Source organism: Photobacterium frigidiphilum, from assembly GCF_003025615.1.
GTDB classification, from domain to species: Bacteria; Pseudomonadota; Gammaproteobacteria; order Enterobacterales; family Vibrionaceae; genus Photobacterium; species Photobacterium frigidiphilum.
The window spans coordinates 31,807-43,614 of the sequence record NZ_PYMJ01000032.1; the positions used below are offsets into that span (position 1 = coordinate 31,807).

At 42.4% G+C, this 11,808-nt stretch carries 9 protein-coding genes; 4 read left to right on the forward strand and 5 right to left on the reverse strand.

What is annotated here, in order from left to right; genetic code table 11:
- Window positions 1–52: 52 nt before the first annotated feature.
- Window positions 53–964: a LysR family transcriptional regulator gene (locus tag C9J12_RS23115; RefSeq protein WP_107244861.1), complete on the reverse strand. Its 912-nt coding sequence runs from the start codon at window positions 962–964 to the stop codon at window positions 53–55.
- An 81-nt stretch (window positions 965–1,045) separates the two neighbouring features.
- On the opposite strand from C9J12_RS23115, the gene C9J12_RS23120 reads away from it, so the two are divergent.
- Window positions 1,046–1,405, forward strand: a complete 360-nt coding sequence (locus tag C9J12_RS23120) for a DoxX family protein (protein WP_107244862.1) — start codon at window positions 1,046–1,048, stop codon at window positions 1,403–1,405.
- Between the two features lie 95 nt (window positions 1,406–1,500).
- Here the strand turns inward: C9J12_RS23120 and C9J12_RS23125 are convergent, their stop codons facing one another.
- The 4 genes from C9J12_RS23125 to C9J12_RS23140 all read right to left on the reverse strand — a co-directional run bounded on the left by C9J12_RS23125 (window position 1,501) and on the right by C9J12_RS23140 (window position 6,203).
- Window positions 1,501–2,334 (reverse strand): MurR/RpiR family transcriptional regulator, encoded by an 834-nt coding sequence (locus C9J12_RS23125; protein ID WP_107244863.1) that lies wholly within the window; start codon window positions 2,332–2,334, stop codon window positions 1,501–1,503.
- Between the two features lie 229 nt (window positions 2,335–2,563).
- The gene (locus tag C9J12_RS23130) at window positions 2,564–3,580 is read right to left on the reverse strand and encodes an ABC transporter permease (protein ID WP_011220554.1); all 1,017 of its coding nucleotides are present in this window, start codon (window positions 3,578–3,580) and stop codon (window positions 2,564–2,566) included.
- Window positions 3,581–3,624: 44 nt separating this feature from the next.
- Window positions 3,625–5,118, reverse strand: a complete 1,494-nt coding sequence (locus C9J12_RS23135; protein WP_107244864.1) for a sugar ABC transporter ATP-binding protein — start codon at window positions 5,116–5,118, stop codon at window positions 3,625–3,627.
- Window positions 5,119–5,189: 71 nt separating this feature from the next.
- The gene (locus C9J12_RS23140) at window positions 5,190–6,203 is read right to left on the reverse strand and encodes a sugar ABC transporter substrate-binding protein (protein ID WP_107244895.1); all 1,014 of its coding nucleotides are present in this window, start codon (window positions 6,201–6,203) and stop codon (window positions 5,190–5,192) included.
- Window positions 6,204–7,104: 901 nt separating this feature from the next.
- On the opposite strand from C9J12_RS23140, the gene C9J12_RS23145 reads away from it, so the two are divergent.
- The 3 genes from C9J12_RS23145 to iolE are packed head-to-tail and all read left to right on the forward strand — an operon-like array spanning window position 7,105 to window position 11,802.
- Window positions 7,105–9,012, forward strand: coding sequence for a bifunctional 5-dehydro-2-deoxygluconokinase/5-dehydro-2-deoxyphosphogluconate aldolase (locus tag C9J12_RS23145; RefSeq protein ID WP_107244865.1), 1,908 nt, complete (start codon window positions 7,105–7,107; stop codon window positions 9,010–9,012).
- Window positions 9,013–9,023: 11 nt separating this feature from the next.
- Window positions 9,024–10,877: a 3D-(3,5/4)-trihydroxycyclohexane-1,2-dione acylhydrolase (decyclizing) gene (gene iolD, locus C9J12_RS23150; protein ID WP_107244866.1), complete on the forward strand. Its 1,854-nt coding sequence runs from the start codon at window positions 9,024–9,026 to the stop codon at window positions 10,875–10,877.
- Between the two features lie 31 nt (window positions 10,878–10,908).
- Window positions 10,909–11,802 carry a myo-inosose-2 dehydratase gene (gene iolE / locus C9J12_RS23155; protein WP_107244867.1) on the forward strand — a complete coding sequence of 298 codons (894 nt, stop codon included), beginning with the start codon at window positions 10,909–10,911 and terminating at the stop codon, window positions 11,800–11,802.
- The last annotated feature ends 6 nt before the right edge of the window (window positions 11,803–11,808 follow it).

Consider the following 11,808-nt stretch of genomic DNA (forward strand, 5'->3'; position numbering starts at 1 on the left):
AATCAATAAAATCAATGCATTCAGTTATGACACATATCCAGCTCTGCTCCCGCTAGTTTATACCAAGAAAAGCATCGCTAATTTTATCGCGAACCCACTTATGCACCTGATCGTTTTGGTGCCTTTCATGCCACATACCACGAATAGTAAGAGTCGGTAAATTAAATGGGCACGTCTTTAATTCTAATCCGTATAACTTACTTCCTTGCTCCGCGATAGATTCCGGCAAGAAAGCAATCAATTTAGAATTAGGTAAGAGTGCTAACTGTAAATTGAGGGATTCAGCATAGAGTCCGATTTTCCGTTCTGACAGCCCCATGTTTTTTCCGTATTGGCTTACTGGATCGTCGTGTTCATCGAGTAAGCTGGATTTTATATGAGGGTAGCGAAAAATAGCTTCTGTACTCCAGTTATTCAAAAGGGGGTTATGCTTATCTAGCAAGCACACTAAGGCTTCATCGATAAGGCGTTTCTGCATAAAACGAGGATTAGCCTTCATTCCCGCTCCAATGATCATATCTAGCTTTCCGCTATCGAGTTTTTCATAAGCATTATTGTCCAGTATCTGCACATCAAAGATGATGTTAGGTGCCTCATCATTGATCGTGTGAAATGCCTTTGATAGGTAAGAAGCAACAATAAAGTCATGAGTCTGAATACGAAAGTGGGCATGGACTTGTGAGAGTTCTAAGGTTTTTGGTGTCAGTAAGGTGCCAATTTCACCGAGAATAAAACTGAGTTTACCGGATAATTCCAATGCCCGTGCTGTAGGCTCTAATCCTTTGGCATTTCGTATGAAAAGCGGATCATCGAAAACTATTCTCAGCCTAGAGAGAGTGTGGCTCATTGCTGATTGGGTGACATTCATTTTCTGCGCTGCACGCCCCACATGCCGCTCTTCAAGCAACGCTCGTAAAGATTTAAGCAGATTTAGATCGACTTTAGCTATATGACTTTCATTCATAATGTTTATTAATTGTAATCAGTTCAATTAATAATGATGCAGATCTAAACTCTAATCAACCCGAAAAATGGAAAGAATAATATGAATATTTTAATTACTGGCATTATTGCTTTGCTTTCAGCTTTCTTCTTATTTGCTGGCTCAATAAAATTGCTGGGCTGGCAAAAAATGATTTTTGAAAAACAAATAGAATTCTTTCATTCTTACGGACTTAATCGTCAGGTAATGGCGCTGGTAGGTGTCGTTGAGTTGTTTGGGGCAATTACCATTTGGTTCCAGAGCAGCATACTAGGATTGCTAGGAGCCATGGCTCTGCTTGGCACTTCTTTAGGGGCTATCTATTTTCATTTACGTTTTGATACTTGGAAAGATGGTATTCCAGCGATGATGACGCTGATCCTTTCGGGAATGGCTGTTTTCCTTGGCTATGTCATTTTTTAGGCTGCAACTTAATTGTATGATTTTTGAGGGTATTAAGGATCTGACTAATTCAGATCCTTAATACCGTATTCTGCCTCTCATATTGTGGGCGTTTTTTATTGATCGTTTCCGGTTTTAAACGCCAGCGATACCGCTAATGTTTGTGCAAGACAGAACGATGCTGATTGCGATCGGAATGCATCCACTTTTGCCTCTTTCACCACGAAACAGACGTCGCTAAAGGCTGCTAGCGGGCTTAATTGGCTGTCTGTAATCACAACCTGCTTTGCCCCTGCCTTGCTGACGATCTCGCTTAATTTAACGGTTTCTTCAGCGTAGGGAGAGAAGCTGATAGAGATAACAATATCTTTGGGCCCCACCATACTGAGTTGTTCTTGAAACATCCCACCTAATCCATCAATTAAAAAAGCGCGGCGCTCTAAATGGCGTAATGCATAGGTTAAATACGATGCGATGCTAAATGAACGACGCAGGCCGATCAGATAGATATTATCGGCGTTAGCAATTAACTCGACCGCTTGATTCAGTTTATCGGCCGATGTTTGAGTGGCTAACTGCTCCATGGCTTGGCTATTTGCTCGGGCAAATTCTTGCAATATATCAATAGGGTTTTCAGGTGGTGGCGACGCATCGTCTAACTCTTTAAATAAGCGTGCGCGGTCAGTGTAGCTGGTGGTTTCTTCAACGAGGTTTTGACGAAACAGTTGTTTCATTTCATTAAAGCCTTTGAAGTCAAAAGCATTAGCAAAACGAATCAGTGTTGAAGGGGGCACTTGCGCTTGTTCAGCAATAACGGCAACCGTATCAAAAGCGATACTGTTATGGCTCTCTAATACATACGCGGCGACTTGTTGCAGCCGTTTGCTTAATTCGTTATATCGATTACGAATTTGCTCTTCTAATTCAGATAGCGTGGTAGCTGCAGACATTTTTAACTTCCAGTCGTTAACGCTTTATAAGTCTGGCAATTATATGATAATGAAATGAAAATTTCAAAATGTACGATTAAATTATGTCTGGTTGGAATATATGTTTCAGTTTGTCAGCTTCAGAGGGGGGTACCGAGGTGGTTCAAACCAAAAAAAGCCACGGATTAAAGAGTCCGTGGCAAAGCTTCCTACAGTTACAACTTTGTTAAAGAGTAAATATTTACGGGGGTTACTTACTCTTTTTCTGCCGTTTCATATCGAAAATAACAGCAACAACAATGACTAAGCCTTTTACGACTTGCTGCCAATAGGCCGAGACATTCAATAAATCAAGCCCATTTTGCAGCACACCCATGATCATGACGCCGACAATGGTGCCTTGAATTGTGCCGATACCACCGGCATGGCTCACACCACCAACGGTTGCAGATGCGATGGCATCAAGCTCATACATAACCCCAAGGCCTGGCTGACCAGAGTTAATACGTGCAGTCAAAATCAGTGCGGCAATACCTGCAAGTAAACCGGCATATACATAGACAAGAATCTTGTATTTAGTCACGTTAATGCCAGATACATATGCGGCTGTTTCATTACCACCAATCGCGTAGGCGTATTTACCAAATCGAGTGTAATTAAGTAAAATGTACGTAATGAACGCCATCACTAAAAATATCACCACAGGCACGGGGATCCCCGCTATCGTTCCTTGGCCAATCCACTGGTATGACTCGATTAGGCTACTGACCGGGCGACCATCTGAATACAGTAGTGCAGCACCACGAGCGATAATCATCATACCCAGTGTGGCAATAAAAGGAGGAATACCCGTATAGGCAATAAGTGCACCGTTTATCAAACCACATAATGCACCGACGGCAAGTGCCACTAAAATTGGCACAATAATAGGTAGTTCTGGCAGGTTAGGGTACATTCTCATGCCCCAATCAAGTGATTGGGCGGTACTTGCAGATACAACGGCCGCAACAGCGAGAACAGAACCAGATGAAAGATCGATACCTCGTGTAATAATGATAATGGTAACGCCAAGCGCCAGCAGACCAATACTTGCCATTTGTGTCATTACGTTAAGTAGGTTGGCCACTGTTAAGAAAACAGGAGACAAAATACTCATCACAATACACATTGCGATAAAGACAAAATAGATAGCGTATTTGGATATAAAGCGTTTTGTATTTGCGCCCTTCGGTTGATCTGAAGTGGCTTGAAGAAGTTTAGCTAGCATAACTACATTCCTTGATTCGTTTTGGTTTAGCTAATGTGGTGGCGTTAGTTGAAAGCCATTGACATTACTTGTTGCTGAGAGGCTTCTTTACCGTCAAGTTCACCCTTCAGCTTGCCTCCATGCATGACCAGTATTCGGTCGCTCATTCCTATCACTTCAGGCAGTTCAGACGAGATCATGACTAAGCTTTTGCCCATACCTGTGAGTAATCGCATTAGTTTATAAATTTCAGACTTCGCACCGATATCAATACCGCGCGTTGGTTCGTCTAAAAAGAGGATGTCTGGTTTGGTTAGCATCCAACGTGCAAGAAGAACCTTTTGTTGATTTCCGCCGCTGAGGTTATCAATTTTTTCTGCCATACCCGGTGTTTTGACTTTTAATTTGGTGCACTGGCTAGCGCAATCTTTTTGCATCGAACGTACATCAAGCACGTTCACGACTTTATTGCGGTAAGCATCAAGATGAGCAATAGAGGTATTAGCGAAGATATCAAGCATCAAATATAGACCCGATTGGCGTCGATCTTCGGTTAAAAAGGCCATTTTATGACTGATTGCATCTTGAGGCGTTTTGATTTCGACGTTTTCGCCGTTAATCCAGATTTCACCTACATCGTGCTTTCTTACCCCAAATAAGGTTTCGATAAGCTCGGTGCGTCCAGCGCCAACAAGCCCTGCAATACCTAGAATTTCACCTTCATGCAGCTTGAAGCTAATGTTGTCAAATACACCGTCAACGCTCAGATTTTTTACTTCAAGACGTACTTTTCCAGGTTTCGCTGTAGGAGGTGGGAATACATCGCCTAAATCACGACCAACCATCATCTGAACAAGTTCTTCGTGATTGGTGTTTTGCGCTTCACGTTCGCCGATGTAACACCCATCACGGAATACTGTTATATCGTCACAAATACGGAAGATTTCATCCATTTTATGGCTGATGTAAACAATGGATACGCCTTGCTTCTTTAACTTTTCGATGATTTCAAATAGATGATCAACTTCTTTGCCAGTTAAAGCAGAGGTGGGTTCATCCATAATAATAATTTTTGAATTGTAGGAAATTGCTTTAGATATCTCGATCATTTGCATTGTCGCAACGGTAAGTTCGCTCATTGGCGTACGTGGGTCGAGGTGCAAATCTAATTTTTTTAAGAGTTCAGTCGTATCATGGTACATTTTTGCGTGGTCGATAAGACGTAATGGACCTTTAAGTGGTTCACGCCCTAACCAAATATTTTCAGCAATACTACGGTGAAGAATAGGAGATAGCTCTTGGTGGATCATTGAAATCCCAGCTTCTAGTGCTTCTTTGGTTCCATTATAATTAACTTGTTCTCCTTGATAACGAATCGTGCCGCAGTCGCGCTGATAAATACCAAACAGCACCTTCATTAGGGTGGATTTACCCGCACCATTTTCTCCCATCAAAGCCATTACGCGACCTTTTTTTAACGTTAATTGCACATTATCGAGTGCTTTTACGCCGGGAAATGTTTTGGTAATACCACGCATTTCTAATAAGACTTGGTTCATGCTTTCTGCTCCAATTAGGTTGTTCTATGTGCCAATGTTCAGGCACACAGAACAGTCAGTACGGGGGATAATTAACCTTGTTTAGCTTCAAATTCAGCTAGGTTATCCTTAGTAACGAGTTCAGCAGGAATCCACGTTATTTTGTCGCGAGGGGTTTTGTTAATACCGCTAAGTGCTGCATCAATTGCGCCACGAGCTTGGCTACGACCATCTTGGAATACGGTTGCGTCAAGTGCGCCTTTTTTGATAGCCATTAAACCATCAGGGGTTGCATCAACACCAATGACGATAGTATCGTCAAGTTTACCTGCAGCACGTAATGCCTGAATTGCCCCTAATGCCATATCATCATTGTTCGAAATAATGATGTCTAGCTTGTCACCAGAGTTGATCCAGTTCTCCATAACAACCATTCCTTGAGAACGCTGCCATAAAGCGGTTTGCTTACGAATAATGTTGTATTCAGGTTTTTCTTTGAAGAAATCTTCCACACCTTGAGTACGTAAGATGGCTGCTTCAACCGTCATCATACCCATGATAATACCGATGTTACCGCCATCTGAGTGTGATGCTGCGTATTTCGCTTGTTCTTCACCAAATCGAAGTTCTTCAGAACCCACGTACGCGACACCATCAGGAAGGTAGGTAGGGCGGCGATTTAAGTAAACAAGTTCAATGCCAGCTTTTAAAATGTCATCGGTCATAGGTTGTGTTGCATCGGTGTTTACTGGTACAAGAATGATGCCGTCAACTTGTTGAATAATGAAATTTTGAATTTGGCCAAGCTGCTTTACAGTATCTTCTTTAGCATCAACAAAAATGAGTTCGAGGTTGTCTTGCTTTTCTGCATAAGCACTCATCGAATCTTTCATATTTACCAAGAATGTGTCATCAAAGTTCGGTATAGCAACACCAATTCGAGTCACATTACTGTCAGCTTTCTCTCCGCCACAGGCTACAAGTGCCATTAACCCCGTAATAAAAAGCACCCCTTGAACTGCTTTTTTAGGCTTATTCATTAATTGCTTTATATATTTAGTGCTTTGTTGAAATAGCGTAGTCAATCCACTTGTCGTAATTGGCATGTCTGCCTCCTTGTTATTAGATGCTTCTTCAGCAAATTTAAAATGCGATTTCATGCATTAAGCCAAATCTCCATTTAGAGCTTCTACTTAATTACCGACTAGAATCACATCTCATATTTTAATCGTGAGTTTTTTATTCATATTCGTATGAAAAATATTTTCTAAACTCAGTGAGGATTACTATAGGTTGTCGTTTCTTTTATAACCACCACTGATGTTAATTAAATGTATAAAATGCTACTTCGATCTCATATAAAATTTAAATGCAAATCTATTTTACTTTATAAGTTATTGATTTTAATTGCTATATGTTATTTTTTTGAACTTGGTCACGAAAGGCGAGATTGAGTTGTAATGCGCTTATGGCATATTTGTTAGCAAATATGTTAATGAAAAAATATTTTCAAAATTTATGCTTCGATTATAAATTGACCGAAGTTATGATGGGTGTAGTGTACGGAACACACAGGACTATTAATCATGATGTATCAATCTGATAAGGCTGCTGGTAAGACAACTTACGCTGTAATAGTGATTTTTAAAGGCCTTAGATGCTTACCGCAGGATTAACTTCAATGGTTTTATTTCCTGAAAATATTAACCGACATGTGGATTTACTTATTTTAATAAAATAATAAAACGTCAATTAATTGTGTGATTATTTGGGGCTACTTTTTTTGAATTAGATCAAAACGCTTTTTATATTGATCCCGAAGAGTAAATTGACTTACCCAAAGAATCAGTACAGAACAAACAGACTTAAGATCACAAAAAAAAACATTCATTTCGTTTTTTGTTGATAATGAAACGTTCATTTCGTATAACTGAGTCATTGAAATAATCCAACCACGATGACGCGTTGATTGTCGTTTTATAACGCGCTTTGAGAAAGGAATCGAAAATGAAACACGACAGCAAAATATTAGATCTTATTTGTATGGGACGGGTGGCTGTTGACTTGTATGGTCAACAAATTGGTGCGCGTTTGGAAGACATGGGTTCCTTTTCTAAATACCTTGGCGGGTCGTCGGGCAATGTTGCTTACGGTACTGCCCGCCAAGGTTTGAAATCATCTATGTTGGCACGAGTAGGCGATGAACACATGGGACGATTTCTTCGCGAAGAGCTCAACAGTGTCGGTGTTGATACGAGTTATTTGATTACCGATGAAGAGCGTTTAACGGCACTTGTTATTCTTGGTATTAAAGATGAAGAAACTTTCCCACTCATTTTTTACCGTGATAATTGCGCTGATATGGCGATCACAGCCGATGATGTGTCAGAAGAATACATTGCTTCTGCACGTTGTTTAGCCATTACAGGTACACATCTATCTAACCCTCAAACGCGTGATGCAGTACTTACCGCTTTAAAATATGCCCGTCGTAATGGTGTAAAAACAGCGCTAGACATTGATTACCGGCCCGTTCTATGGGGGCTAACGTCATTGGGTGATGGCGAAAATCGTTTTATTGAATCAGGAAAAGTAACAGACCAACTACAAGAAGTATTAGGGCTGTTTGATTTGATCGTTGGTACAGAAGAAGAATTTCACATTGCGGGCGGCTCAACTAACAGTATCGATGCCCTTCGTGCAGTGCGTCAGGTAAGCCAAGCTGAACTCGTGTGTAAAAGAGGGGCGCTAGGCTGTTCAGTATTCAGTAACGACATTCCTAATGATCTGGATGATGGTATTACCATTCAAGGTGTCAGAGTCGATGTATTAAATGTGCTAGGCGCAGGCGATGCCTTTATGTCGGGTTTATTACGTGGCTATTTAAGTGGCGAAGGCTGGGAAAAAGCGTGTGCTTACGCCAATGCCTGTGGGGCATTAGTGGTTTCTCGTCATGGTTGTGCACCATCTATGCCTACAAAAGTAGAGCTCGATGATTACTTAAGCCGTGCTAACGACGTACCACGCCCTGATATAGACGCACGTTTAAACCACCTACACCGAGTTACCACCCGTAAACCTAATTGGGAAGAATTATGCGTTCTTGCGTTTGACCACCGTATTCAATTTGTTGATATGGTGCGAGAAGCCGGAGCCAATTTCGACAGTATAAAGCCGCTAAAAAAACTCATTTTACAAGCGAGCCAAGAAGTTGTTGAAGAAGCAGGATTACAAGGTAAAGCGGGCATCTTATGTGATGGCACGTTCGGGCAAGATGTATTGAATGAAGTGACAGGATCCGGCTGGTGGATAGGGCGACCAATCGAACTTCCGGGATCCCGTCCATTGTGTTTAGAGCATGGCAATATCGGTTCTCAGTTAGTCAATTGGCCGCTTGAACATGTGGTTAAATGTTTAGCCTTTTTCCACCCCGATGATCAGCATCCACTGCGCTTAGAGCAAGAAAGCATGATCAAAGAAGTGTATGCCGCTTGCTGCCAATCAGGTCATGAATTGTTGTTAGAAGTGATTTTGCCTGCAGATATGCCATCGTCAGATGATTTGTATCTGCGTGCTGTTCAGCGCTTCTATAACTTAGGGGTAAAACCTGATTGGTGGAAGTTGCCGCCACAGTCCGTAGAAGGTTGGAATAACATTAGTGCCGTGATTACAGAACGAGATACATACTGCCGAGGCGTGGTGATCTTAGGGTTAGATGCACCAGAAGCAGAATTGAAAGCTGGCTTTACCGCGGCTGCCAACCAACCATTAGTGAAAGGCTTTGCTGTTGGGCGCACTATATTTGGCCAACCTTCTCGTGACTGGCTAGCGGGTAATATCGATGATCGCGCTTTAATAGAGAAGATTAAAGCGAACTACCACAACTTAATTACCTTGTGGCGTCAGCGCGGATAGGAGCCTTTATTATGTCAGCTAAAAATACGATTCGACTTACTATGGCACAAGCATTAGTGAAATATCTAATGGCGCAAAAAGTGGATGTTGATGGTGAAACATTACCACTCTTTGAAGGTGTATTTGCGATATTTGGTCACGGTAATGTCGCGGGGGTGGGGGAAGCTTTATACCATGTTCAAGACCACCTACCGACATTTCGTGCCCATAATGAACAAGGCATGGCACATGCAGCTATTGCATTTGCCAAAGCGAATAATCGCCGCCGCATGATGGCAGCAACAACCTCTGTCGGCCCTGGTGCACTGAATATGGTAACTGCAGCGGCTTTAGCGCATGTTAATCGCTTGCCTGTCTTATTATTACCGGGCGATACGTTTGCTACCCGTGAACCGGATCCTGTCTTGCAACAAATTGAAAATTGGAATGATCCAACGATCACCCCGAATGATTGTTTTAAACCGGTAAGCCGTTTCTTTGATCGCATTACGCGCCCTGAACAACTGCTAAATAGTTTGCCGCAAGCGATGCGTATCTTAACGGATGCGATTGAATGTGGACCAGTGACCTTGTCGTTACCGCAAGACGTTCAAACAATGGCATACGATTACCCAGAAAGCTTTTTCGCCGAGCGTATTCACCGCATGCGTCGTTTAGGTGCCGATGTGGTTGAAATTGAGCAAGCGATCGAGTTACTGAAAACGGCTAAAAATCCGGTGGTTATCGCGGGTGGTGGCCTGCATTACTCTGAAGCATTGCCCGAGTTTCATCAATTGGTTGAAAAGTACCAGTTACCTGTTGGTGAAACACAAGCAGGAAAAGGGGCTTTGCCTTGGGATCACGCATTAAATCTAGGATCGGTGGGTGTTACAGGATCGGCCGCGATTAATGAACTCGCCCGTGAAGCTGACGTGATACTAGCGGTAGGAACACGCTTACAAGATTTCACGTCTGGATCGCGATCTTTATTTAGCCGTGATGCCCGCATTGTGTCGATCAATATCAATGGTTTTGATGCGATTAAACATAATGGTGTGCCCGTTGTTGGCGATGCAAAACGCACTCTTCCACAATTTACAGAATTGCTTGAAGGTTGGCAGCCGAGTGCCGCTTGGTGTGATAGAGCAGAATCTTTACGCCAGCAGTGGAATGAAACCGTCTCAATTGCCATGACAGATCGTGGAACCGATTTACCCACAGATGCAGAAGTTATTGGTGCAGTCAATCGCGCCGCAGATGAGAAAGACATTGTGGTTTGTGCCGCTGGTGGCTTACCGGGTGAATTACATAAGCTGTGGCGAACCAAATACGATAAAGGTTACCACCTCGAATATGGATTTTCATGCATGGGGTACGAGATAGCTGGTGGGCTAGGCGTGAAAATGGCGAAGCCTGATTCTGATGTCATCGTGATGATTGGCGATGGCTCATACCTCATGCTTAATTCCGAAATCGCCACATCCGTCATGTTAGATCAAAAGCTGATATTAGTGGTGTTAGATAACCGAGGCTACGGATGCATTAGCCGTTTACAACATGCTTGCGGTGGCGCTGGTTTTAATAACCTACTTAAAGATTGCAAGACCATTGATGGTGGCGCACCGAAAACAGACTTTGCCGCTCATGCTAAAGCGTTAGGCGCAAATTCTGAAAAAGTAGGCTGTATCGCTGAGTTAGAACAAGCCCTAATACGCGCAAAACAATCAGACAAAACCTATGTCATCACACTCGATACCGATCCGCTCAGTACTACAGAATCTGGTGGTTCTTGGTGGGAAGTCGCTGTACCTGAAGTGTCGGAACGTGAGCAAGTCAGACTTGCAAGAAAGCAATATGAACTTGCCAAACAACAACAAGTTATCTGATCTGCAGTCCAAATATTAATGGAGTATAACAATGACAGTACAATTAGGAATTAATCCACTCACATGGACCAACGACGACCTTCCTTCACTTGGTGCAGAAACATCACTTGAAACCTGTTTAACAGAAGGGCGACAAGCAGGATTTACGGGTTTTGAACTCGGCAATAAGTTCCCGCGTGATGCCAGTGTATTAGGGCCGATTTTAGCCAAGCATGACGTTAAATTGGTATCAGGCTGGTATTCAGGTGAATTATTAACGCGTTCTGTAGAAGAAGAAATCGAAGCCGTACAACCACATCTAACTTTATTAAGAGAGTTAGGTGCAAAAGTAATGGTTTTCGCTGAAGTTACCAACTGTATTCATGGCGATCAAGCTAAATCCGTTTACCTTCGTCCTAAATTTCCGGCTGAACAATGGCGTGAATATGGCGAGAAGCTAACAAAATTTGCGCGTTATACCCAAAGCCAAGGGGTACAAATTGCTTATCACCACCATATGGGCACGGTAATCGAGACTGAAGCCGATATTGATAACTTAATGAAGCACACAGGGCCAGATGTTGGTTTGTTATTAGATACTGGGCACTTAACCTTTGCAGGTGCCGACCCAATTGCTGTTGCTGAACGCTGGGCGCATCGTATTAATCATGTTCACTGTAAAGATATTCGCCGTGATGTATTAGCCGATGTTAAAAATCGAAAAACAAGCTTTCTGGATGCGGTATTAAACGGTGTATTTACCGTGCCGGGTGACGGCTGTATTGATTACTCAACACTGTTTACCTTGTTAAAGAATAATGAATATCAAGGTTGGTTAGTGGTGGAAGCAGAGCAAGATCCTGCCGTTGCCAACCCGCTTACTTATGCCACCTTGGGTTACGACAATTTATCTCAATTAGCGAAAGATGCTGGCTTATTTAATTAGGAGCAA

Bases quoted from the DNA above. Each gene is read 5' to 3' on its own strand.
- iolE (WP_107244867.1), top strand. From the start codon at position 10,909: ATGACAGTACAATTAGGAATTAATCCACTCACATGGACCAACGACGAC.
- C9J12_RS23130 (WP_011220554.1), bottom strand. From the start codon at position 3,580: ATGCTAGCTAAACTTCTTCAAGCCACTTCAGATCAACCGAAGGGCGCA.
- iolD (WP_107244866.1), top strand. From the start codon at position 9,024: ATGTCAGCTAAAAATACGATTCGACTTACTATGGCACAAGCATTAGTG.
- C9J12_RS23140 (WP_107244895.1), bottom strand. From the start codon at position 6,203: ATGCCAATTACGACAAGTGGATTGACTACGCTATTTCAACAAAGCACT.
- C9J12_RS23145 (WP_107244865.1), top strand. From the start codon at position 7,105: ATGAAACACGACAGCAAAATATTAGATCTTATTTGTATGGGACGGGTG.
- C9J12_RS23135 (WP_107244864.1), bottom strand. From the start codon at position 5,118: ATGAACCAAGTCTTATTAGAAATGCGTGGTATTACCAAAACATTTCCC.
- C9J12_RS23125 (WP_107244863.1), bottom strand. From the start codon at position 2,334: ATGTCTGCAGCTACCACGCTATCTGAATTAGAAGAGCAAATTCGTAAT.
- C9J12_RS23120 (WP_107244862.1), top strand. From the start codon at position 1,046: ATGAATATTTTAATTACTGGCATTATTGCTTTGCTTTCAGCTTTCTTC.
- C9J12_RS23115 (WP_107244861.1), bottom strand. From the start codon at position 964: ATGAATGAAAGTCATATAGCTAAAGTCGATCTAAATCTGCTTAAATCT.